Annotated in this window: 22 protein-coding genes; 12 read left to right on the forward strand and 10 right to left on the reverse strand. The window is 66.3% G+C overall.

From position 1 onward, the window contains the following. Positions 1 to 3: 3 nt before the first annotated feature. Together ACVK00_RS21470 and ACVK00_RS21475 are read right to left on the reverse strand one after the other, a co-directional pair. Positions 4 to 438, reverse strand: coding sequence for a carboxymuconolactone decarboxylase family protein (locus tag ACVK00_RS21470; protein WP_284890740.1), 435 nt, complete (start codon positions 436 to 438; stop codon positions 4 to 6). After that, positions 422 to 883, reverse strand: a complete 462-nt coding sequence (locus ACVK00_RS21475) for a MerR family transcriptional regulator (RefSeq protein ID WP_228904477.1) — start codon at positions 881 to 883, stop codon at positions 422 to 424. The genes ACVK00_RS21470 and ACVK00_RS21475 overlap by 17 nt, the downstream gene beginning before the upstream one ends. Positions 884 to 1,183: 300 nt before the next feature. Between ACVK00_RS21475 and ACVK00_RS21480 the strand changes: the two genes are divergently transcribed. Both ACVK00_RS21480 and ACVK00_RS21485 read left to right on the forward strand, forming a co-directional pair. Next, positions 1,184 to 1,789 carry a ComEA family DNA-binding protein gene (locus tag ACVK00_RS21480; protein ID WP_228904483.1) on the forward strand — a complete coding sequence of 202 codons (606 nt, stop codon included), beginning with the start codon at positions 1,184 to 1,186 and terminating at the stop codon, positions 1,787 to 1,789. Between the two features lie 88 nt (positions 1,790 to 1,877). Then, positions 1,878 to 2,309: a YidB family protein gene (locus ACVK00_RS21485; protein ID WP_166724682.1), complete on the forward strand. Its 432-nt coding sequence runs from the start codon at positions 1,878 to 1,880 to the stop codon at positions 2,307 to 2,309. A gap of 128 nt (positions 2,310 to 2,437) precedes the next feature. Here ACVK00_RS21485 and clpB read toward each other — a convergent pair whose 3' ends face one another. Then, the gene (gene clpB, locus ACVK00_RS21490; protein ID WP_228904485.1) at positions 2,438 to 5,035 is read right to left on the reverse strand and encodes an ATP-dependent chaperone ClpB; all 2,598 of its coding nucleotides are present in this window, start codon (positions 5,033 to 5,035) and stop codon (positions 2,438 to 2,440) included. 145 nt (positions 5,036 to 5,180) lie between these two features. Beyond that, on the reverse strand, positions 5,181 to 5,699 hold the full coding sequence (locus ACVK00_RS21495; RefSeq protein ID WP_284890735.1) for an Rrf2 family transcriptional regulator: 519 nt from the start codon (positions 5,697 to 5,699) through the stop codon (positions 5,181 to 5,183). A gap of 261 nt (positions 5,700 to 5,960) precedes the next feature. Here ACVK00_RS21495 and ACVK00_RS21500 point away from each other — a divergent pair, with 261 nt between their 5' ends. Continuing rightward, the gene (locus ACVK00_RS21500; protein ID WP_284890887.1) at positions 5,961 to 6,521 is read left to right on the forward strand and encodes a group III truncated hemoglobin; all 561 of its coding nucleotides are present in this window, start codon (positions 5,961 to 5,963) and stop codon (positions 6,519 to 6,521) included. Positions 6,522 to 6,598: 77 nt separating this feature from the next. Here the strand turns inward: ACVK00_RS21500 and ACVK00_RS21505 are convergent, their stop codons facing one another. From ACVK00_RS21505 to ACVK00_RS21530, 6 genes are all read right to left on the reverse strand, one after another. After that, a complete protein-coding gene (locus ACVK00_RS21505; RefSeq protein WP_044847275.1) occupies positions 6,599 to 7,075 on the reverse strand; it encodes a molybdenum cofactor biosynthesis protein MoaE in 477 nt (158 codons plus the stop codon). Positions 7,076 to 7,085: 10 nt separating this feature from the next. Beyond that, the gene (moaD, locus tag ACVK00_RS21510) at positions 7,086 to 7,343 is read right to left on the reverse strand and encodes a molybdopterin converting factor subunit 1 (RefSeq protein WP_284890731.1); all 258 of its coding nucleotides are present in this window, start codon (positions 7,341 to 7,343) and stop codon (positions 7,086 to 7,088) included. 19 nt (positions 7,344 to 7,362) lie between these two features. Further along, positions 7,363 to 8,610: a molybdopterin molybdotransferase MoeA gene (locus tag ACVK00_RS21515; RefSeq protein ID WP_229050238.1), complete on the reverse strand. Its 1,248-nt coding sequence runs from the start codon at positions 8,608 to 8,610 to the stop codon at positions 7,363 to 7,365. A gap of 251 nt (positions 8,611 to 8,861) precedes the next feature. Then, positions 8,862 to 10,313, reverse strand: a complete 1,452-nt coding sequence (gene thrC, locus ACVK00_RS21520; protein ID WP_284890727.1) for a threonine synthase — start codon at positions 10,311 to 10,313, stop codon at positions 8,862 to 8,864. Between the two features lie 14 nt (positions 10,314 to 10,327). Next, positions 10,328 to 11,656: a homoserine dehydrogenase gene (locus tag ACVK00_RS21525; RefSeq protein WP_284890725.1), complete on the reverse strand. Its 1,329-nt coding sequence runs from the start codon at positions 11,654 to 11,656 to the stop codon at positions 10,328 to 10,330. A gap of 57 nt (positions 11,657 to 11,713) precedes the next feature. Then, positions 11,714 to 12,952 (reverse strand): pyridoxal phosphate-dependent aminotransferase, encoded by a 1,239-nt coding sequence (locus tag ACVK00_RS21530; protein WP_006754745.1) that lies wholly within the window; start codon positions 12,950 to 12,952, stop codon positions 11,714 to 11,716. Between the two features lie 317 nt (positions 12,953 to 13,269). Between ACVK00_RS21530 and ACVK00_RS21535 the strand changes: the two genes are divergently transcribed. The 9 genes from ACVK00_RS21535 (at position 13,270) to ACVK00_RS21575 (ending at position 21,642) form a co-directional block, all read left to right on the forward strand. Further along, positions 13,270 to 13,644, forward strand: coding sequence for an Mth938-like domain-containing protein (locus ACVK00_RS21535; RefSeq protein ID WP_059817584.1), 375 nt, complete (start codon positions 13,270 to 13,272; stop codon positions 13,642 to 13,644). A 136-nt stretch (positions 13,645 to 13,780) separates the two neighbouring features. Further along, positions 13,781 to 15,457 (forward strand): glycosyltransferase family 39 protein, encoded by a 1,677-nt coding sequence (locus tag ACVK00_RS21540; protein WP_228904500.1) that lies wholly within the window; start codon positions 13,781 to 13,783, stop codon positions 15,455 to 15,457. Positions 15,458 to 15,470: 13 nt separating this feature from the next. Continuing rightward, positions 15,471 to 15,842, forward strand: coding sequence for an SMR family transporter (locus ACVK00_RS21545; RefSeq protein WP_006754748.1), 372 nt, complete (start codon positions 15,471 to 15,473; stop codon positions 15,840 to 15,842). Positions 15,843 to 15,991: 149 nt separating this feature from the next. Continuing rightward, the gene (locus ACVK00_RS21550) at positions 15,992 to 17,143 is read left to right on the forward strand and encodes a DegT/DnrJ/EryC1/StrS family aminotransferase (RefSeq protein ID WP_166724693.1); all 1,152 of its coding nucleotides are present in this window, start codon (positions 15,992 to 15,994) and stop codon (positions 17,141 to 17,143) included. A gap of 6 nt (positions 17,144 to 17,149) precedes the next feature. Continuing rightward, positions 17,150 to 18,169 carry a glycosyltransferase gene (locus ACVK00_RS21555; RefSeq protein WP_228904502.1) on the forward strand — a complete coding sequence of 340 codons (1,020 nt, stop codon included), beginning with the start codon at positions 17,150 to 17,152 and terminating at the stop codon, positions 18,167 to 18,169. After that, entirely contained in the window at positions 18,166 to 19,113 is a 948-nt protein-coding gene (locus tag ACVK00_RS21560; RefSeq protein WP_228904503.1) for a formyltransferase, read from the forward strand. The genes ACVK00_RS21555 and ACVK00_RS21560 overlap by 4 nt, the downstream gene beginning before the upstream one ends. Beyond that, a complete protein-coding gene (locus tag ACVK00_RS21565; protein ID WP_166724696.1) occupies positions 19,110 to 20,162 on the forward strand; it encodes a bifunctional UDP-4-keto-pentose/UDP-xylose synthase in 1,053 nt (350 codons plus the stop codon). Before ACVK00_RS21560 ends, ACVK00_RS21565 begins: the two co-directional genes overlap by 4 nt. A gap of 15 nt (positions 20,163 to 20,177) precedes the next feature. Beyond that, positions 20,178 to 21,074: a polysaccharide deacetylase family protein gene (locus tag ACVK00_RS21570; protein ID WP_228904505.1), complete on the forward strand. Its 897-nt coding sequence runs from the start codon at positions 20,178 to 20,180 to the stop codon at positions 21,072 to 21,074. Positions 21,075 to 21,180: 106 nt separating this feature from the next. After that, positions 21,181 to 21,642: a peroxiredoxin gene (locus tag ACVK00_RS21575; RefSeq protein ID WP_031403668.1), complete on the forward strand. Its 462-nt coding sequence runs from the start codon at positions 21,181 to 21,183 to the stop codon at positions 21,640 to 21,642. Positions 21,643 to 21,757 lie beyond the last annotated feature (115 nt).

Consider the following 21,757-nt stretch of genomic DNA (forward strand, 5'->3'; position numbering starts at 1 on the left):
GCATCACGCCGTGTGCTCGGCCGCTTCAGTCGCGGCGCCGTCCTCGCCGAGCGCGTCATCGCGCCGCGTGAACACCTCGTGCGCGGCAAACAATGCGTTCAGCGCGGCCGGGAACCCCGCGTAGACGGCCATCTGCATGAACACCTCGACGATCTCGGCGCGCGTGCAGCCGACGTTCAGCGCGGCCTCGATATGCACCTTCAGTTGCGGCTGCGCATTGCCGAGCGCAGCCAGCGCGGCGATCGTCGCAATCTCGCGCGCTTTCAGGTCGAGCTGCGGCCGGCTGTAGATATCGCCGAAGCTGAACTCGACGATCAGCCGCCCGAAGTCGGGCGCGATCGGCGCGAGCGCCGCGATCACGCGCTCGCCCACTTCGCCGTCGATTTCCTTCAGCTTGTTCCAGCCGCGCGTATAGCGGTCTTCAACGCGTTGTTCCATGGTGTCCGTCCTGTTCAGAGGGTGAATGAGTAGGATTCGCCCGTCGTTCCGTCTCGCGTTCCTGCGTCTCGTAGTACGCGATCTTGTCGCCGATCGCGTCGAGGCTCGCCTGCAGCTCCGCGATATGCGCGCGCACCGCATCGCGATGCGCGGCCAGCAACCGCCGCCGCTCACCGAACGTCGACTCGCCTTGCGAGCGCAGCGCTGCGAACTGCTGCATCTGCGCGATCGGCATGCCGGTCGCCTTCAGGCGCATCACGAAGGCAAGCCAGTCAAGGTCGGCCGGTGCATAGAGCCGGTGCCCGGCCGCCGTGCGCGAAATCGCGCGCAGCAGGCCGGCCTGCTCGTAATACCGCAACGTGTGCGTCGACACGCCGGTCAGTTCGGCGACTTGCCCGATCGTCAGCGGACCGGCGGCGGAAGGTTTGGATACGGTTTTCGACATGGCAGGAACAAGGTTAGGAGTTAGAGTTCACTCTAAGTCAAGCATCGTCGCACGGCCATATCAAATAATTTGCAGTCCGCGCCGCGGACCGCAGCGCGGACACCGTAAAGAATGGTCAAAACCACTGCCCGGCGCAGCTTTCTGTCTTTACAGCGGCGCAAGCCTTCAGCAAGATTCGGTCATCGCCTGTCTTAAAAAGGGCACGCATTTGTCCTATGCTTAACGGCGACGCCCGGCCGGGTCTCGCCCCGCCGTCCGTTGCAACGCCCATTCATCCGTCAGAACCAGGGAGCCCTTGCCATGCTGAAAAAGCTGCTGATGCTGTTCGTCGCGCTGTCGCTGTCGCTTGCCGCCGGCCTCGCCACGGCCGTCGAAGTCAACACGGCCGACCAGGCCGCGCTCGAATCGGTGAAGGGGCTCGGGCCCGTGAAGTCGAAGGCGATCATTGACGAACGCACCAAGAACGGCCCGTTCAAGGACGCGGACGATCTCGCGAACCGCGTGAAGGGTCTCGGCACGAAGTCGGTCGGGCATCTCGAGGAAAACGGCCTGACGGTCGGCGGCTCGTCGACGCCGCCGAAGGGCGTGAAGCTGTCGAAGCCGGCCGCGACGACGTCGGCGACCACGTCGGCCACGACGTCGGCAGGCACCGCATCGACGCCGACGACCGCGACGACCGGCACGACGGCGACCGCACCGGCCGCCAGCGCGCCGGAAGCGGCGGCCAAGCCGGCCAAGAGCAAGCGCGCATCGAAGAAAGAGAAGGCGGCCGCAGCCGCGGCGGCATCCGCCGACGCGGGCGCGAGCGCGCCGGCCGCGGCGTCGTCCACGAAGGCGACCAAGGGGTCGAAGAAGAAGAGCAAGAAGGACAAGGCAGCCTCCGCCGCCGCGGCGTCGGGCGCCTGATGTGCGCCGCGCGCGCGACGGCGTGCGCGCGGCATTCGATCAACGGGCGCCGTTGCTGCGGCGCCCTTTTCAGTGAAGGTGAAGAACCATGGGTCTCCTCGACATCGTTGGCGGTCTGATCGGCGGCCAGGCCGGCGGCAACTCGCAAAGCGCGCTCATCACGACCGCGCTCGAATTCATCAACAACCAGCCGGGCGGCCTGAACGGCCTGATCGAGAAGTTCAAGGCCGGCGGCGCCGGCGACATCATCGGCTCGTGGGTCGGCACCGGCGAAAACCAGCCGATCTCGGGCGACACGCTGCAGAACGTGCTCGGCTCCGACGTCGTCGGCGCGCTCGCGACCAAGGTCGGCATCGATCCGTCGCAGGCCTCGTCGATCCTCGCGCAAGTGCTGCCGCACGTCGTCAACGGCGCGACGCCGAACGGCGAAGTGCCGGCTGGCGGCCAGGTCGATACGTCGAACGTGCTCGGCACGCTCACGCAACTCGCCGGCATGTTCGGCGGCAACAAGCAGGCCTGAGCCCGCACCGCACCGGCTGACGGCCCGGGCAGCAGTTCCGGCCGCTCCATATGCAAACACCCCGCCTGAGCGGGGTGTTTGTTTTTGCGCGCCCGGCGCGAACCGGGCGGGCGGCCGATCAGCGGCGATCAGTGCACGACGCGGTCGAACACGAACTCGCCGTCGTTGACGTCGACCGGGATCACGTCCTTCGGGCCGAAGCGGCCCGCGAGGATCAGCTTCGCGACCGGGTTCTCGATCTCCTGCTGGATCGCGCGCTTCAGCGGCCGCGCGCCGAACACCGGATCGTAGCCGACCTTCGCGATCTGTTCGAGCGCCGCCGGCGACACGTCGAGCGCCATGTCGAGCTTCGCGAGCCGGTCGTGCAGGCGTGCGAGCTGGATCTTCGCGATCGATTCGATGTTGCTGCGATCGAGCGCGTGGAACACGACGACGTCATCGATCCGGTTCAGGAACTCCGGACGGAAGTGCTGTTTCACCTCGATCCACACGGCGTCCTTGATCTCTTCCTGCGGCGCACCCGTCATCGCCTGGATCACCTGCGAGCCGAGGTTCGACGTCATCACGATCACCGTGTTCTTGAAGTCGACCGTGCGCCCCTGCCCGTCGGTCATGCGACCGTCGTCGAGCACCTGCAGCAGCACGTTGAACACGTCCGGATGCGCCTTCTCGATCTCGTCGAGCAGGATCACGCTGTACGGCTTGCGGCGCACGGCTTCCGTCAGGTAGCCGCCTTCCTCGTAGCCGACATAGCCCGGCGGCGCGCCGATCAGCCGCGCGACGCTGTGCTTCTCCATGAACTCGCTCATGTCGATGCGGATCAGGTGCTCTTCCGAATCGAACAGGAACGACGCCAGCGCCTTGCACAGCTCGGTCTTGCCGACACCCGTCGGGCCGAGGAACAGGAACGAGCCGTACGGACGGTTCGGATCGGCGAGACCCGCGCGCGAACGACGGATCGCATCCGCGACCGCGCTGATCGCCTCGTGCTGGCCGACCACGCGCTCGTGCAGCTTTTCCTCGATGTGCAGCAGCTTCTCGCGTTCGCCCTGCATCATCCGCGACACCGGAATCCCGGTTGCACGCGACACGACTTCCGCGATTTCTTCCGCGCCGACCTGCGTGCGCAGCAGACGCGGACGCGTCGGGTTGTGCTGCTCCTGCTCTTCGGCCTGCGTGACCTGCTTCAGTTGCGACTCGAGTTGCGGCAGCTTGCCGTACTGCAGTTCGGCGACCTTCTCCAGCTTGCCTTCACGCTGCAGGCGCACGATGTCGGCCCGCACCTTCTCGATCTCTTCCTTGAGCTGCGCGCTGCCCTGCACCGCGGCCTTCTCGGCGGTCCAGATCTCCTCGAGGTCCGCATATTCGCGGCCGAGACGGTCGATCTCTTCCTCGATCAGCTGCAGACGCTTCTGCGACGCTTCGTCCTGCTCCTTCTTCACGGCCTCGCGCTCGATCTTCAGCTGGATCAGACGACGGTCGAGCTTGTCCATCTCTTCGGGCTTCGAATCGATTTCCATCTTGATCTTCGACGCAGCCTCGTCGATCAGGTCGATCGCCTTGTCCGGCAGGAAACGGTCGGTGATGTAGCGGTGCGACAGCTCGGCCGCGGCGACGATCGCCGGGTCGGTGATGTCGACGCCGTGGTGCAGTTCGTACTTCTCCTGCAGCCCGCGCAGGATCGCGATCGTCGCCTCGACGCTGGGCTCGTCGACGAGCACCTTCTGGAAGCGGCGCTCGAGCGCGGCGTCCTTCTCGATGTACTTGCGGTATTCGTCGAGCGTGGTCGCGCCGATGCAGTGCAATTCGCCGCGCGACAGCGCCGGCTTCAACATGTTGCCCGCGTCCATCGCGCCTTCGGCCTTGCCGGCGCCGACCATCGTGTGGATCTCGTCGATGAACACGATCGTCTGGCCTTCGTCCTTCGCGATGTCGTTGAGCACGGCCTTCAGGCGCTCCTCGAACTCGCCGCGATACTTCGCGCCGGCGAGCAGCGCGGCCATGTCGAGCGACAGCACGCGCTTGCCCTTCAGCGTCTCGGGCACTTCGCCGTTGACGATCCGCTGCGCGAGCCCTTCGACGATCGCGGTCTTGCCGACGCCCGGCTCGCCGATCAGCACCGGGTTGTTCTTGGTGCGGCGCTGCAGGATCTGGATCGAGCGGCGGATTTCGTCGTCGCGGCCGATCACCGGGTCGAGCTTGCCCGCACGGGCGCGCTCGGTCAGGTCGACCGTGTATTTCTTCAGCGCCTCGCGCTGGCTTTCGGCGTCCTGGCTGTGCACCTGCGAGCCGCCGCGCACCGCAGCGATCGCGGCTTCGAGCGACTTGCGCGTGAGGCCGTGCTGGCGGGCGAGCTTGCCGGCTTCACCCTTGTCGTCGGACACGGCGAGCAGGAACATCTCGCTCGCGATGAACGTGTCGTTGAGCTTCTGCGCTTCCTTGTCGGCCTGGTTCAGCAGCCCGGCCAGCTCACGGCCGATCTGGATGTCGCCGCCCGTGCCCGTCACTTGCGGCAGGCGCGAAATGGCCTCGTTCAGCGCGCCTTGCAGCGCCTGCACGTGAACGCCGGCGCGCGACATCAGCGAGCGGGCGGAGCCGTCGTGCTGCGCGACCAGCGCCGCCAGCACGTGAACCGGTTCGATGTATTGATTGTCGCGGCCTGCCGCAAGGCTTTGCGCGTCTGCCAGTGCTTCCTGGAACTTGGTGGTGAGCTTGTCGATTCTCATTTAGTCGAGACCTCCAATTTTCGATTAACACCAAGATGAGGATGCTTATGCGGGTTTCAAGCGAAATTCGGGTTGATTCAGCGCAAAAAACACATGGAGCGGTCCATGGGCACAGGGCAGCGGGATGCGGGGTAACGCCGGCGTGTCAGCCGGCCTTCGACGGTGCTACCACAGACGCCGGTGCGTCATCCCCGGACGGCTCGGCACGCACCAGCGCGATCGGACGAATGCCCAGCAGGGTGGCGAGCGGCGACGCGGGTTCGGCCAGTTCGCCAAGCGTGTGGCCGTCGAGTTCGGCGAAGAACGCATCGCGCGCGGCCGCCAGCACGCCCTTCAGGCGGCACTGCGGCTCGATCACGCAGCCGCGCGACTCGCCGCCGTCGGCCGAAAAGCAGCCGACCAGCGCGAAATCGCTCTCGGTCGCGCGCACGACCTGCCCGACCGTCAGCTTCAGCGAGTCGGGGAACAGTCGCAGCCCGCCGTTGCGGCCGCGGACGGTATCGACCCAGCCGAGCTCACCGAGCTGCTGGACGACTTTCATCAGATGGTTCTTGGAGATGCCGTAGGCGTCCGAGATCTCCTGGATCGTCGCGAGCCCCTCGCCGCGCACGGCGAGATACAGCATGACGCGCAGCGAGTAGTCGGTGTAGTCGGTGAGTCTCATGAGCGAATACGGAAAATGATCGATCGTGTCCCGATCATGCGGACGGGGTCGATCGGAGCGCGCCGGACCGGCTGTCGGGAGCGCTTGAAGGCGCCGGGTTGCCGGGACGGCCTGCGCGCAATAAGATGCATGGAATCCACGCATTTTTCAGGCATGGGTCGACGCTATTTTGCGTCAAAATCCGGTCGGCGTCCTGCGCATTGCCCGCGCTGCCGCGTCGACGGGCCCCGCCAACGCCCCGATTTTCCGCCCCTTTTTGCGATGACTGCCCTGCCCGCCTCGCCCGATACCGCGCCCGCCCGCCCGCGCGACGCCGAACCGACCGAAGACAATATCCGCGACCTCGTATACGCGTTCTACGACCGCGTGCGCGCCGATCCGCTGCTCGGGCCCGTGTTCGACGCGAAGCTGGACGGCCGCTGGGACGACCATCTGCCGAAGATGGTCAGCTTCTGGTCGAGCCTCGTGCTCGGCACCAAAGGCTATCGCGGCAACGTGCAGCAGGCGCACCAGCCGCTCGACGGGATAGCGCCCGCGCATTTCAGCCGGTGGCTCTCACTGTTCCTGAAGACCGTCGAGGGGAGCTACACGCCGCCCGCGGCGATCCGCTTCATGGAACCTGCGCTGCGGATCGCGCAGAGCCTGCAGTTGAGCCGCTTCGGCTGGGACTATCAGATTCCGCCCGAGCAGCAGGCGCTGCTCGATGCGATCGCGCCGCGCCGCCGGGATGCGGGCGATGATTCTCACGCGCTGCCGTCGCGCGCCCAAGGCGAGCCGTTTCCGACGAAGATCATCGGGCGCAGCGTCGATCCGGACGCCTGACACGGCGATTCACGGCGCTTGAACGCTGGAACGCTCGAGCGCCCGCGGCAGATTGCCGCACGACGCGAATGCCGCGCTCAGCGCGGCGTGTTGCCCGATTCGACGCCCCAGCGCGCGAGCGCCGCATCGTCGGTGCTGCGGGCATCGACCCAGCGTTCGCCGTCCGGCGTCGTTTCCTTTTTCCAGAACGGCGCCTCGGTCTTCAGGTAATCCATCACGAACTCGCACGACGCGAACGCGTCGCCGCGGTGCGACGCGACGGTGGCGACCATCACGATCTGGTCGAGCGGCAGCAGCCGGCCGACGCGATGCACGATCGCGACGTCGATGCCGGGCCAGCGCCGGCCGGCCTCGGCGGCGATCTTCTCGAGCGCCTTCTCGGTCATCCCCGGATAGTGCTCGAGCTCCATCGCGGCGACCGAATCGCCTTCGTTCAGGTCACGCACGGTGCCGACGAAACACGCGACCGCTCCGATTTTCGGGTTACGCGCACGCAATGCCGCCACTTCGGCGTTCAGGTCGAAATCGTCGGTCTGGATTCGTATGGTTGCCATGACAAACCCCTCAACCGCCCGTCACCGGCGGAAAAAACGCGACCTCGCAGCCCTCGGTGAGCCGCGTGTCGGGGTCGGTCATCTCGTGATTGCACGCCATGCGCAACGCGCGCCCTTCGGCGAGCGTCTCGGCCCACGCGCCGCCGCGCAGGCGCAGCCATGCACGCACGTCACCGACGGTCGTCACGCCGTCCGGCACCTCGGCCTGCTCGTCGGACACACCCAGCGCCTCGCGCACGCTTGCAAAGAATTTCAGCTGAATCTTCATAGGTCGGGAAGCCGTCGCGTTACGACAGCAGTTCGGAAAACGGAATGAAACGCACGGTCTCGCCCGCGCTGATCGCGTGCTGCGGCGGATTGTCGATCAGGCCATCGCCCCAGACCGTCGACGTCAGCACCGCCGAACTCTGGTTCGGGAACAGGTCGAGGCCGCCGGCCGCATTGACGCGCGCGCGCAGGAATTCGTTGCGCCGGTCGCCCTTGCTTTGCGAGAAGTCCGCCCGCAGCGACAGCGCGCGCGGCGCGACGTCGCGCACGCCCGACAGGCGCAGCAGGAACGGCCGCACGAACAGCAGGAACGTGACGAAGCTCGACACGGGGTTGCCCGGCAGCCCGATGAAGTGCGCGTCGGGACGCTCGTCGCCGCGGCGCACCGCGCCGAACGCGAGCGGCTTGCCGGGCTTCATCGCGATCTGCCACAGCGAGAGCCGCCCTTCGGCCTCGACGGCCGGCTTCACGTGATCCTCGTCGCCGACCGATACGCCGCCACTCGTCAGGATCACGTCGTGATCGCGCGCGGCCTCGCGCAGCGTGTCGCGGGTCGCGGCGAGCGAGTCGGGCACGATCCCGTAGTCGGTCACGTGGCAGCCGAGCCGCTCCAGCAACCCACGCAGCGTGAAGCGATTCGAGTTGTAGATCGCGCCGGGCTTCAGCGGCTCGCCCGGCATCGTCAGTTCGTCGCCGGTGAAGAACACCGCGACCCGCAACCGCCGCGCGACCGACAGCCGCGCGCAGCCGACCGAGGCGGCCAGGCCGAGCGCCTGCGGCGTAAGCCGCGTGCCGGCCGGCAGGATCACCGAACCCTGGCGGATGTCCGCGCCCTGCGCGGTGATCCATTCGCCGGCCTTCGGCGTATGCAGGATCTCGACCGCGTCGCCGTCGGCGGACGCCTGTTCCTGCATCACGACGGCGTCGGCGCCGGGCGGCACCGTCGCACCGGTGAAGATCCGTGCGGCCGTGCCCGCCGCGAGCGGCGCGGCCGGATGGCCGGCCGGGATCCGCTGCGACACCGGCAGGCGCCGATCGCCGTGCAGCAGGTCGGCGACCCGCACCGCATAGCCGTCCATCGCGCTCGTATGCATCGGCGGCACGTCGAGCGGCGAGCTCACGTCGGCCGCCAGCACGCGGCCGAGCGCATCGAGCGTGGCGACGGTTTCGGCGCCGGGCAGCGGCTTCGCGGCTTCGAGCAGCGCGGCGAGCGCTTCCGCGGTCGACAGCATCGGCGCGCGCGGCGCCACGGAATTCGGGTTCGACATCGATGGAATCGGGGGATCGTTGGCGTCAATACGTCATTGTAGCGACGCCGTCGCGCGCACGTGCGATATGGCGGACATGCGACAACTGTGATCGGCGCGAACGCGCGGCACTGACACTTGTTTCGCGCGGCATCGGACGACCGCCGCGCGGCCGCCACCAAACAAAACGGCCGGAACCCCGATCCGTGCGACGAATCGGCATTCCGGCCGTCCTGCGCCGCCGGGCCTGAACCCGGCAGCCCGGCGCTGCGTTACGCGCCCGTGTGCGCGGCGATGAAGTCCTTCACCTGTTGCGCGTCGGCCTTCACGACCTCGAAACGCTGCGGCAGCGCCTCGAGCCCGTCGAATGCGGCCGGCCGCTCGGCTTCGCGATCGAGCGCTTCGCGGATCGTCTCGCCGAACTTGATCGGCTGGGCCGTCTCGAGCACGACCATCGGCACGCCCGCGTCGAGATGCTCGCGCGCGACCTTCACGCCGTCGGCCGTGTGCGTATCGATCATCGTGTCGTAGCGCGAGAACACGTCGCGGATCGTCGCGATGCGGTCCGTGTGGCTGCTGCGGCCCGACACGAAGCCGAACTCGGCCACGCGCGCGAAATCGCCGCTCGCCGCGAGGTCGAATCCGCCCTTCTCCTCGACGTCGCGGAACAGTTGCATCACGCGTGCCGGATCGCGGCCGAGCAGGTCGAACACGAAGCGTTCGAAGTTAGACGCCTTCGAGATGTCCATGCTCGGGCTGCTCGTGTGATACGTGTTCTCCGCGCTGCGCACGCGATATGCGCCGGTGCGGAAGAACTCGTCGAGCACGTCGTTCTCGTTGGTCGCGACCACGAGCTTCGCGATCGGCAGGCCCATCATCCGCGCGATGTGACCCGCGCAGACGTTGCCGAAATTGCCCGACGGCACCGTGAACGACACCTGCTCGTCGTTGGACTGCGTCGCCGCGAAATAGCCCTTGAAGTAGTACACGACCTGCGCGACCACGCGTGCCCAGTTGATCGAGTTGACCGTGCCGATCTTCTGCTGCGCCTTGAACGCGTGATCGTTCGACACGGCCTTCACGATGTCCTGGCAGTCGTCGAACACACCTTCGACCGCGAGGTTGAAGATGTTCGGATCCTGCAGGCTGAACATCTGGGCCGTCTGGAACGCGCTCATCTTCTTGTGCGGCGACAGCATGAACACGCGCACGCCGGCCTTGCCGCGCATCGCGTATTCGGCCGCGCTGCCCGTGTCGCCCGACGTCGCGCCGAGAATGTTCAGCGCCTCGCCGTGCTTCGCGAGCGTGTACTCGAACAGGTTGCCGAGCAGCTGCATCGCCATGTCCTTGAACGCGAGCGTCGGGCCGTTCGACAGTTCGAGCAGCGACAGCGCCGTGCCGTTCTCGGTGCCGAGCGTCTTCAGCGGCGTGATGTCGGACGCGTTCTCGCCATGGCGCGTGTTGCTGTACACGGCGGCCGTATACGTGCGGCGCGTGATCGCGCGCAGGTCGTCGGCCGGCACGTCGTCGCAGAACTTCGACAGGATCTCGAATGCGAGATCCGCGTACGACAGCGCGCGCCAACGCGCGAGTTCGTCGGCCGACACCTTCGGATACTCGGCCGGCAGGTACAGCCCGCCGTCCTTCGCGAGACCGCCGAGCAGGATGTCGGAGAACGTGTGGCGCTCGCCGATGCCGGCGCCGCGCGTGGAGATGTAGTTCATGTCGTTCCTGGTCCTCAGTTCAGCGCTTCCATGCGCAGCTTCGTCACCTTCGAGACCACCGTCGCGAGGCTTTCGATTTGCGCGATCGCCTTGTTGACGTGCTTCTCGAGCGTCTCGTGCGTGATCAGGACGATGTCGGTTTCGCCGTTCGCGTCGTCGACCTGCTCCGATTCCTTCTGCAACAGCGCGTCGATCGAGATGCCCGTCTCGGCGAGAAGGCGCGTGATGTCCGCGAGCACGCCCGTCTGGTCGGCCACGCGCAGGCGCAGGTAGTAGCCGCTCGTCACTTCCTCGATCGGCAGGATCGGCGTGTTCGACAGGCTGTCCGGCTGGAACGCGAGATGTGGCACGCGATGCTCGGGGTCGGCCGTATGCAGGCGCGTGACGTCGACGAGATCCGCGACGACCGCCGACGCGGTCGGTTCCGCGCCCGCGCCCTTGCCGTAGTACAGCGTCGTGCCGACCGCGTCGCCGTGCACGACGACCGCGTTCATCGCGCCTTCGACGTTCGCGAGCAGGCGCTTCTCGGGAATCAGCGCCGGATGCACGCGCAGCTCGATACCGTTTTCGGCGCGGCGCGTGATGCCGAGCAGCTTGATCCGGTAGCCGAGCTCTTCCGCGTAGCGGATGTCGGTCGCGTCGAGCTTGCTGATGCCTTCGACGTACGCGCGGTCGAACTGGACCGGCACGCCGAATGCGATCGCGCTCATGATGGTCGCCTTGTGCGCGGCGTCGATGCCTTCGATGTCGAAGGTCGGATCGGCTTCCGCGTAGCCGAGCTCCTGCGCGGCCTTCAGCGCGGTCGCGAAATCGAGCCCGCGATCACGCATTTCCGACAGGATGTAGTTCGTCGTGCCGTTGATGATGCCTGCGATGTACTGGATGCGGTTGGCGGTCAGGCCTTCGCGCAGCGCCTTGATGATCGGAATGCCGCCGGCGACGGCCGCCTCGAACGCGACCATCACGCCCTTCGCGCGCGCGGCTTCGAAGATCTCGGTGCCGTGCACCGCGAGCAGCGCCTTGTTCGCCGTCACGACGTGCTTGCCGTTCGCGATCGCGCGCAGCACGAGCTCGCGCGCGATGCCCGTGCCGCCGATCATCTCGGCGATGATCGCGATCGACGGATCGTCGACGACCGCGTTGAAATCATCGGTGATTTGCGCACCGCCGGCGTCACCGCCGAGCGCGGCCTGCGCCTTGGCCGGGTTGCGCACGGCAATGCGCGCGACCTCGATGCCGCGCCCCGCGCGGCGCTTGATTTCTTCCTGGTTGCGGTTCAGCACCGTGAAGGTGCCGCTGCCGACGGTGCCGAAGCCCAACAGGCCAACTTTGATCGGTTCCATGCTGCGTGTGGTCGATGAGTAAGAATGAATGATTGAATGCCGGGGGACCCCGTCCGCTCAGACGGAATGGCGCTTGCGGTAGCCGTCGAGGAAGCGTGCGATCCGGTTGATCGAATCGGTCAGGTCGTCGAGGTTCGGCAGGAACACCACGCGGAAGTGATCCGGGGCCGCCCAGTTGAAGCCCGTTCCCTGCACGAGCAGCACACGCTCCTCGAGCAACAGGTCGAGGATGAACTGCTGGTCGTTCTGAATCGGATAGAGCTTGGGATCGAGGCGCGGGAACATGTACAGCGCGGCCTGCGGCTTCACGCAGGTCACGCCGGGAATCGACGTGAGCATGTCGTACGCGAGCTCGCGCTGCTTGTACAGGCGCCCGCTCGGCACGATCAGCTCGTTGATGCTCTGATAGCCGCCGAGCGCGGTCTGGATCGCGAACTGCCCGGGCACGTTCGCGCACAGGCGCATCGACGACAGGATCCCGAGGCCTTCCAGGTAATCCTTCGCGCGCCGGCGATTGTCGCCGCCCAGGCCCGACACGGCCATCCAGCCCGCGCGGTAGCCGCACGAGCGATAGCTCTTCGACAGGCTGTTGAACGTGACGGTGATCACGTCTTCCGACAGCGAACCGAGCGCGGTGTGCTCCAACCCGTCGTAGACGATCTTGTCGTAGACTTCGTCGGCGAACACGATCAGCCCGTGCTCGCGCGCGATCCCGAGCAGCTCGAGCAGCAATTCGTCGGAATAAAGGGCGCCCGTCGGGTTGTTCGGGTTGATCACGACGATCGCCTTGGTGTTCGGCGTGATCTTGCGGCGGATGTCGTCGAGGTCGGGCATCCACGCGTTCTGCTCGTCGCACACGTAATGCACGGGCGTGCCGCCCGACAGGCTCACGGCGGCCGTCCACAGCGGATAGTCGGGCGCCGGCAGCAGCACCTCGTCGCCGTCGTTCAGGAGCGCCTGGGTCGCCATCACGATCAGTTCGGACGCGCCGTTGCCGATGTAGATGTCGTCGAGGCCGACGCCGACGACGCCCTTCTGCTGCGTGTAGTGCATCACGGCCTTGCGGGCCGAGAACACCCCCTTCGAATCCGAATAGCCGGACGACGCCGGCAGGTTGCGGATCATGTCCTGGATGATCTCGTCCGGCGCGTCGAACCCGAACGGCGCGAGGTTGCCGATGTTCAGCTTGATGATGCGGTGGCCTTCTTCCTCGAGGCGCTTCGCGTGCTCGAGCACCGGGCCACGGATGTCGTAGCAGACGTTGAGCAGCTTGTTCGACTTCTGAATCGGTTTCACGACGACACGGTTCCTGGGTTGGCCTTGCGGCCGGGGGGACGGGATCAAAACTGGAGAGCGGACGGTCTGTGCGCGCTGTCTAGACTGGGAAAAAGCGGGCGGTCGGACGGCGCTTGTGACGACGCACGACGCAAGTGGCGCCCGGGGGCGACCAAAAAGTTATAATTTAGCGGATTTTGGCTGACTTTCGCAATGCACCATGGCCGCTCCGGGCCCGCGCCGTCAGGCGTCCCGTGTGCGCCGGCTCGCGAAACCGGCCGCCCGGGCCCGTGCGGCCCGTGACAGACACTCCCCTACGGAAACCGCGGATTACCGATTTGAAACTGCACCAGGACGCGAGCGGCGCGCTCAACACCGTCACCGGCTACGGCCCCGATTATGTCGACGTCAACCTCCAACGCCACGAAGGGAGCGTCATCGTGCTGCCCGGCGCACCGGTGCGGGACTGGCCGGTGTCGTCGTTCGACGCACTGGCGCCCGAGCATTTCGCGATGCTGCTCGACCCGGCGCCCGAACTCGTGATCTTCGGCAGCGGCGCGCGGCTGCGCTTCCCGCATCCGCGGCTCGTGGCCGCGCTCACGGCCAAGCGGATCGGCGTCGAGACGATGGATTTCCAGGCCGCCTGCCGCACCTACAACATCCTGATGGCCGAGGGCCGCAAAGTCGCCGCCGCGCTCTTAATTGAACGTTAATCCCCGATGCGGTAAAACACGGGCCGGCGCACCGGGTCGATCCCCGGATCATCATCCGGATCGATACGCGGCAGGCCGCCCGCCCCCGGCACGACCCGCCGGCGGCCCATCACAACAACCAACAGGCTGAAAATCCATGAACGATACGCCGTCGAGGCTACCGCTCAATCGCATCACGCTCGCCCTTCTGTTCATCGCGCTCGCGATCGTCTGGTTCGCGCCGCTCGGGCTGCGCCACCTGATCCCGAGCGACGAAGGCCGCTACGCGGAGATGGCCCGGGAAATGTTCGTCACCGGCGACTGGATCACGCCGCGCTACAACGGCTACAAGTATTTCGAGAAGCCGCCGCTGCAGACCTGGCTGAATGCGCTGACGTTCGCGTGGTTCGGCATCGGCGAATGGCAGGCGCGCCTCTATACGGGCCTCGCCAGCTTCGCCGGCGTGCTGCTCGTCGGCTTCACCGGCGCGCGCCTGTTCAATCCGTTGTCGGGCTTCCTCGCGGCCGTCGTGCTCGCGTGCTCGCCGTACTGGAACCTGATGGGCCACTTCAACGCGCTCGACATGGGGCTCGCGTTCTGGATGGCGCTGTCGCTCTGCTCGCTGCTGCTCGCGCAGCGCCCCGGGCTGCGCGCGGGCGCGGTGCGCGGCTGGATGTGGGCGTGCTGGGCCGCGATGGCGTTCGCCGTGCTGTCGAAAGGCCTCGTCGGCCTGATCCTGCCCGGCGCCGTGCTGGTGCTCTATACGCTGGTCGCCCGCGACTGGGCGCTGTGGAAGCGGCTCTATCTGGTGAGCGGCCTCGTGATCTTCTTCGCGATCGTCACGCCGTGGTTCGTGCTCGTCCAGCAGCGCAACCCCGAGTTCTTCAACTTCTTCTTCATCGTCCAACAGTTCCGTCGGTACCTGACCCCGGAACAGAATCGCCCGGGCCCGCTCTACTACTTCGTGCCGGTGCTGCTGGTCGGCTTCCTGCCGTGGCTGTCGGTCGCGTGGCAGAGCATCCGCCACGCGCTGCGCATGCCGCGCCAGCCGAACGGCTTCTCCCCGATGCTCGTGCTGCTGATCTGGAGCGCGTTCATCTTCGTGTTCTTCAGCGTGTCGCATTCGAAGCTGATCTCGTATGTGCTGCCGATCGCGCCGGCGCTCGCGCTGATGATCGGCGCGTACCTGCCGCTGATCACCGCGGAGCGGTTCCGGCGCCACCTGCTCGGCTATCTCGTGTTCATCGTCGTCGCGGCGTTCGGGATCATCTTCCTCGCGTACCAGGGTGACGCCCGCACGCCGAACGCGCTGTACCGCACGTTCCAGATCTGGCTGTACGCGGGCCTCGCGGTCGCGGCCGCGCTGACGCTGGCCGCCGCCTGGCTGAACCGCCGTGTGGGCGTCGCGGCCGCGATCACCGCGTTCGGCGCCGCGTGGCTCGCGTTCGGCACGATCGGCGGCACCGGTCACGACGAGTTCGGCCGCTACAGCTCGGGCGCGCTGCTCGCGCCCGCCGTGCGCGCCGAACTGGCGAAGTTGCCGCCCGACACGCCGTTCTACTCGATCGAGATGCTCGATCACACGTTCCCGTTCTATATGGGCCACACGACGATCATGGTCCAGCGCCAGGACGAGCTCGCCTTCGGAATCTCCGTCGAGCCGAACAAATGGATCCCGACCGTCGACCAATGGATCGAACGCTGGAAGCAGGAAACCCATGCGCTCGCGATCATGCCGCCCGGCCAGTACGACACGCTGGTCAAGCAAGGCGTGCCGATGCGCGTGATCGCGCGCGACAACCGCCGCGTGATCGTCGAGAAACCGCAATCGTAAGGACGCCCACCGCATGAATCCCGTTTCGCTCGTCTGCATCATCACCGGCGTGATGCTCAACGCCTGTGCGCAACTTCTGCTGAAAGCCGGCGTCAACGCAGTTGGACACTTCGAATTCAGCCGCGCGAACATCATCCCGGTCGGCCTGAAGATCGCAACCCAGCTGCCGATCATCGGCGGCCTCGCCTGCTACGTGCTGAGCGTCGTCGTCTGGATTCTCGGGCTGTCGCGGGTCGACGTGTCGATCGCGTATCCGATGCTGTCGCTCGGCTACGTGGTCAACGCGTTCGCAGCGTGGTACCTGTTCGGCGAAGTGCTGTCGGTCCAGCGGCTCATCGGCATCGGCATCATCCTGATCGGCGTGCTCGTGCTCGCGCGCAGTTGAGCGTGCCCGGCGGGCCCAGGTGCACTCATGCGCATTAAGCGTCCGCCTACAAAAAATCACGGTACGAATCCGCCAACCGGTGTTTAATGCCGGTTTCGGGCCGGATCGCCCGACCCCTTTATTACACGCCATTACAGGCTAACGTGTTCATGAGCCAGACTACCGCTCCGTTTCTGCCGTTCACCCGCCCCGAGATCGATGAGGAAACCATCCAGGGCGTCGTCGAAGTGCTGCGCTCGGGCTGGATCACCACCGGCCCGCAGAGCCAGAAATTCGAAGCCGCGCTGTCCGAGTATTGCGGCGGCCGTCCGGTCCGCGCGTTCAATTCGGGCACCTGCACGCTCGAGATCGGCCTGCGCATCGCGGGCGTCGGCCCCGGCGACGAGGTGATCACGACGCCGGCAACGTGGGTGTCGACCAGCAACGTGATTCTCGAGACCGGCGCGACGCCCGTGTTCGCCGACATCGACCCGGTCACACGCAACATCGACCTCGACAAGCTCGAGCAGGCGATCACGCCGCGCACCAAGGCGATCATCCCGGTCTACCTGGCCGGCCTGCCGGTCGACATGGACCGCCTGTACGCGATCGCGCGCGCGCACAACCTGCGCGTGATCGAGGACGCCGCGCAGGCGCTCGGCTCGACGTGGCAAGGCAAGCGCATCGGCGCGCTCGGCGACATCGTGTCGTTCAGCTTCCACGCGAACAAGAACCTGACGACGATCGAAGGCGGCGCGCTCGTGCTGAACAACGAGGACGAGGCGACGCTCGCGCAGAAGTACCGGCTGCAGGGCATCACGCGCACCGGCCTGGACGGGATGGACTGCGACGTGCTCGGCGGCAAGTACAACCTGACCGATGTCGCCGCGCGCGTCGGCCTCGGCCAGCTGCCGCACCTCGAGCGCTTCACCGCGCAGCGCCGCGCACTCGCGCGCGCGTATTTCGCCGCGCTCGGCGACGGCCCGGCCGTGAAGCTCGGCCTCGGCCTGCCCGTCGCCGATTTCGAGAACAGCAACTGGCACATGTTCCAGGTCACGCTGCCGCTCGACCGGCTGTCGATCTCGCGCGCCGATTTCATGGCGCAGATGAAGGAACGCGGGATCGGCACGGGCGTCCACTACCCGGCCATCCATCTTTTCACGCTGTATCGTGCGCGCGGCTTCAAGGAGGGCATGTTCCCCCACGCCGAACGGTACGGCGCGTCGACCGTCACGCTGCCGCTCTTCACGCAGATGACGGAAGACGACGTGCGTCGCGTGGCCGACGCCATCAACCAGATTTGCGATCAATACGGAAAATAAGCGTACATGAATCACCTTGAAGCACGCGCCGGGCATCCGGGCGCCGCGAACCCGGAGGTATCGGTCATCATCCCCGTATACAACGAGGAAGACGGCCTGGCTGCGCTGTTCGCGCGGCTCTACCCGGCACTCGACGCACTCGGCACGTCGTACGAAGTGATCCTGATCAACGACGGCAGCCGCGACCGCTCGGCCGCGATGCTTGCAGACCAGTTCCACGTGCGCCCCGACACGACGCGCGTCGTGCTGCTCAACGGCAACTACGGTCAGCACATGGCGATCCTCGCCGGCTTCGCGCAGTCGCACGGCGATATCGTCATCACGCTCGATGCCGACCTGCAGAACCCGCCGGAGGAAATCGGCAAGCTGATCGAGAAGATGCGCGAGGGCTACGACTACGTCGGCTCGATCCGCAAGCAGCGTCAGGACAGCCTGTGGCGGCGCAAGGCGTCGCAGATGATGAACCGGCTGCGCGAGCGCATCACGCGGATCAAGATGACCGACCAGGGCTGCATGCTGCGTGCGTACAGCCGCCGCATCATCGACACGATCAACGTGTGCGGCGAAGTCAACACGTTCATTCCCGCGCTCGCCTACACGTTCGCGCAGAACCCGACCGAAATCGAGGTCGCGCACGAGGAACGCTTCGCGGGCGAGTCGAAGTACTCGCTGTACAGCCTGATCCGGCTGAACTTCGACCTCGTGACGGGCTTCTCGGTCGTGCCGCTGCAGTGGCTGTCGTTCATCGGCGTGATCCTGTCGCTCGGCTCCGCCGCGCTGTTCGTGCTGCTGCTCGTGCGCCGCTTCATCGTCGGCGCGGAAGTGCAAGGCGTGTTCACGCTGTTCGCGATCACGTTCTTCCTGCTCGGCGTGATCATCTTCGCACTCGGCCTGCTCGGCGAATACGTCGGCCGCATCTACCAGCAGGTGCGTGCGCGGCCGCGCTACCTGATCCAGGCCGTGCTCGAACAGCACGACGGGATGCCGGCGGTGCCGGGCACGAACCGCACGGGGGCGGCGCGATGAAGCCGCGCGCCGTCGTCTTCGCGTATCACAACGTCGGCGTGCGCTGCCTGCAGGTGCTGCTGGCACGCGGCGTCGACGTCGCGCTCGTCGTCACGCACGAGGACAACCCGAACGAGAACATCTGGTTCGGCAGCGTCGCATCCGTCGCCGCCGAGCACGGGATTGCGGTCGCCACGCCGGCCGACCCCGCCGACCCGGCGCTGCGCCGCGCGGTGTCCGACGCGCAGCCGGACTTCATCTTCTCGTTCTATTACCGCCACATGCTGCCGGTGGACCTGCTCGCGATCGCGCCGCGCGGCGCGTACAACATGCACGGTTCGCTGCTGCCGAAATACCGGGGTCGGGTACCGACCAACTGGGCCGTGCTGAACGGCGAAACGGAAACCGGCGCGACGCTGCACGAGATGGCCGCGAAACCGGACGCCGGCGCCATCATCGGCCAGACCGCGGTGCCGATCCTGCCGGACGACACCGCCGCGCAGGTGTTCGACAAGGTGACGGTCGCCGCCGAGCAGACGCTCTGGCGCGTGCTGCCCGCGCTGCTCGCGGGCGAGGCGCCGCACCTGCCGAACGAGCTCGCGAGCGGCAGCTACTACGGCGGCCGCAAGCCGGAAGACGGCCGGATCGACTGGTCGAAACCGGCCGCGCAGGTCTACAACCTGGTGCGCGCGGTCGCGCCCCCGTATCCGGGCGCATTCACCGACGTCGGCGACACACGCTTCGTGATCGCCCGCGCGCGCCTCGCGGCGCCCGGCAGCGCCGCCGCCGTGGCTGCGGCAGATTTGCCGCCCGGCCTGCACGTAAGCGATAATGCGCTATTCGGCGTCTGCGGCGACAGTCGCGCCCTATCCATTCTCGAGCTGTGGCAGCAGCGCGACGGCAGCGAAACCGTCGTGACGCCCGCGGAATTCGCGCAGTTCATTCATTCTTCCCGTCATTCATGAAAGCAAAAAAAGTCCTGATCCTGGGTGTGAACGGCTTCATCGGCCATCACCTGTCGAAGCGCATTCTTGAAACCACCGATTGGGAAGTGTTCGGCATGGACATGCAGACCGATCGGCTGGGCGACCTCGTCAACCACGAGCGGATGCACTTCTTCGAAGGCGACATCACGATCAACAAGGAGTGGGTCGAGTATCACGTCAAGAAGTGCGACGTGATCCTGCCGCTCGTGGCGATCGCGACGCCCGCGACCTACGTCAAGCAGCCGCTGCGCGTGTTCGAGCTCGACTTCGAGGCGAACCTGCCGATCGTGCGTTCGGCCGTCAAGTACGGCAAGCACCTCGTGTTCCCGTCGACCTCCGAGGTCTACGGCATGTGCTCGGACGAGCAGTTCGATCCGGACGCATCGGCGCTCACCTACGGCCCGATCAACAAGCCGCGCTGGATCTACGCATGCTCGAAGCAGCTGATGGACCGCGTGATCTGGGGCTACGGGATGGAAGGCCTGAACTTCACGCTGTTCCGCCCGTTCAACTGGATCGGCCCGGGCCTCGACTCGATCTACACGCCGAAGGAAGGCAGCTCGCGCGTCGTCACGCAGTTCCTCGGCCACATCGTGCGCGGCGAGAACATCAGCCTCGTCGACGGCGGCTCGCAGAAGCGCGCGTTCACCGATATCGACGACGGCATCAGCGCGCTGATGAAGATCATCGATAACAAGAACGGCATCGCGTCGGGCAAGATCTACAACATCGGCAATCCGAAGAATAACTTCTCGGTTCGCGAGCTCGCGCACAAGATGCTCGAACTGGCCGCCGAATACCCGGAATACGCCGGCTCCGCGAAGCAGGTGCAGCTCGTCGAGACGACGTCGGGCGCCTACTACGGCAACGGCTACCAGGACGTGCAGAACCGCGTGCCGAAGATCGACAACACGATGCAGGAACTCGCATGGGCGCCGCAATCGACGTTCGACGACGCGCTGCGCAAGATCTTCGAAGCGTATCGCGGCCATGTCGCCGACGCGCGCGCGCTGGTCGAGCAGAACTGACGACGGGACGCTCGCTTGGCTCGTATCGTCCTCAAGATCGACGTCGACACGCTGCGCGGCACGCGCGAAGGCGTGCCTAACCTCGCACGCATCTTCGACCGCTTCAGTGCGCGCGCGACCTTCCTCTTCAGCCTCGGGCCCGATCACACGGGCTGGGCGCTGCGGCGCGTGTTCCGCCCGGGCTTCCTGAAGAAGGTGTCGCGCACGTCGGTGGTCGAGCATTACGGCGTGAAGCAGCTGATGTACGGCGTGCTGCTGCCGGCCCCCGACATCGGCCGCCGTGCGATCGCCGACATGCGCGCGATCCACGAGGCCGGCTTCGAATGCGGGATCCATACGTGGGATCACGTGTACTGGCAGGACAACGTGCGCGTGCGCGATCGCGACTGGACCGCACGTGAAATGCAGAAGAGCCACGCGCGCTTCATCGACATTTTCGGCGCACCGCCCGTCACGCACGGCGCGGCCGGCTGGCAGATGAACGACTCCGCATTCGAGCAGATCGACGCATGGGGGATGCGCTACGCATCCGACGGTCGCGGCCATTCGCCGTACCTGCCCGTGGTCGGCGGCCGCACGCTGTCGCACGTGCAGATGCCGACCACGCTGCCGACGCTCGACGAAGTGCTCGGTATCGACGGCATCGACACGCACAACGTCGCCGCGCACATCCTGAAGTTCACGCAAGCCAATCCGCACGACCAGGTGTTCACGCTGCACGCGGAACTGGAAGGCCAGAAGCTCGCGCCGGTGTTCGAACAGCTACTCGCCGGCTGGCGCGCGCAGGGCCATACGTTTGCGACGATGGGCGACTACCACGCGACGCTGGACCGCGACTCGCTGCCATCGTACCCTGTCACGTGGGGCGAAATCCCCGGCCGCTCCGGCGAACTGATCGTCCAGCCCGACTGAGCGTGCGCGCGCGCCGGCACGCTGCCCCGCCCTCGCGGCGTGCCGCGGCGCCCCCGCCGAACCGCGCCGCCCGAGCGGCGCCTTTCCATAACAACAGGAGAAACACGTGTCCGTCGAAGTTGACCGTCAAGTTCCCGATTTCACCGCACCGGCTACGGGTGGCGACATTTCGCTGTCCGACCTGAAGGGCAGGAAGCTCGTCCTGTATTTCTATCCGAAGGACAACACGCCGGGCTGCACGACCGAAGGCCTGCAGTTCCGCGATCTCTATCCGAAGTTCAAGAAGGCTGGCGCCGAAGTCATCGGTGTGTCGCGCGACAGCCTGCGCTCGCATGACAATTTCAAGGCAAAGCTCGAGCTGCCGTTCCCGCTGATTTCCGATGCCGACGAAGCGCTGTGCGCGCTGTTCGATGTCATCAAGATGAAGAAAATGTATGGCAAGGAAGTGCGCGGAATCGAGCGTTCGACGTTCCTGATCGACGCCGACGGCGTGCTCCGCCAGGCATGGCGCGGCATCAAGGTGCCCGGCCACGTGGACGACGTGCTAAGTGCTGTACAAGCGCTTTGAGCCGCGCTATATTGGGCCGCAATGAATGCCAGTTCGCCCCATATTTCTCGTAGCTGCGCCGGTGCCCGTTGCGTTGCTTCCCGGCACCTGACGCGCATCACGACGGTATCAGCCG

It is taken from the genome of Burkholderia sp. PvR073, from assembly GCF_054055695.1.

Excerpts from the sequence above, each read along its gene's own strand:
- clpB (WP_228904485.1), bottom strand. The coding sequence starts at position 5,035 with ATGAGAATCGACAAGCTCACCACCAAGTTCCAGGAAGCACTGGCAGAC.
- ACVK00_RS21505 (WP_044847275.1), bottom strand. The coding sequence starts at position 7,075 with ATGGCAACCATACGAATCCAGACCGACGATTTCGACCTGAACGCCGAA.
- ACVK00_RS21495 (WP_284890735.1), bottom strand. The coding sequence starts at position 5,699 with ATGAGACTCACCGACTACACCGACTACTCGCTGCGCGTCATGCTGTAT.
- ACVK00_RS21525 (WP_284890725.1), bottom strand. The coding sequence starts at position 11,656 with ATGGAACCGATCAAAGTTGGCCTGTTGGGCTTCGGCACCGTCGGCAGC.
- ACVK00_RS21560 (WP_228904503.1), top strand. The coding sequence starts at position 18,166 with ATGAAGCCGCGCGCCGTCGTCTTCGCGTATCACAACGTCGGCGTGCGC.
- ACVK00_RS21485 (WP_166724682.1), top strand. The coding sequence starts at position 1,878 with ATGGGTCTCCTCGACATCGTTGGCGGTCTGATCGGCGGCCAGGCCGGC.
- ACVK00_RS21565 (WP_166724696.1), top strand. The coding sequence starts at position 19,110 with ATGAAAGCAAAAAAAGTCCTGATCCTGGGTGTGAACGGCTTCATCGGC.
- ACVK00_RS21550 (WP_166724693.1), top strand. The coding sequence starts at position 15,992 with ATGAGCCAGACTACCGCTCCGTTTCTGCCGTTCACCCGCCCCGAGATC.
- thrC (WP_284890727.1), bottom strand. The coding sequence starts at position 10,313 with ATGAACTACATCTCCACGCGCGGCGCCGGCATCGGCGAGCGCCACACG.
- ACVK00_RS21480 (WP_228904483.1), top strand. The coding sequence starts at position 1,184 with ATGCTGAAAAAGCTGCTGATGCTGTTCGTCGCGCTGTCGCTGTCGCTT.
- ACVK00_RS21515 (WP_229050238.1), bottom strand. The coding sequence starts at position 8,610 with ATGTCGAACCCGAATTCCGTGGCGCCGCGCGCGCCGATGCTGTCGACC.
- moaD (WP_284890731.1), bottom strand. The coding sequence starts at position 7,343 with ATGAAGATTCAGCTGAAATTCTTTGCAAGCGTGCGCGAGGCGCTGGGT.
- ACVK00_RS21555 (WP_228904502.1), top strand. The coding sequence starts at position 17,150 with ATGAATCACCTTGAAGCACGCGCCGGGCATCCGGGCGCCGCGAACCCG.
- ACVK00_RS21475 (WP_228904477.1), bottom strand. The coding sequence starts at position 883 with ATGTCGAAAACCGTATCCAAACCTTCCGCCGCCGGTCCGCTGACGATC.
- ACVK00_RS21470 (WP_284890740.1), bottom strand. The coding sequence starts at position 438 with ATGGAACAACGCGTTGAAGACCGCTATACGCGCGGCTGGAACAAGCTG.
- ACVK00_RS21540 (WP_228904500.1), top strand. The coding sequence starts at position 13,781 with ATGAACGATACGCCGTCGAGGCTACCGCTCAATCGCATCACGCTCGCC.
- ACVK00_RS21500 (WP_284890887.1), top strand. The coding sequence starts at position 5,961 with ATGACTGCCCTGCCCGCCTCGCCCGATACCGCGCCCGCCCGCCCGCGC.
- ACVK00_RS21545 (WP_006754748.1), top strand. The coding sequence starts at position 15,471 with ATGAATCCCGTTTCGCTCGTCTGCATCATCACCGGCGTGATGCTCAAC.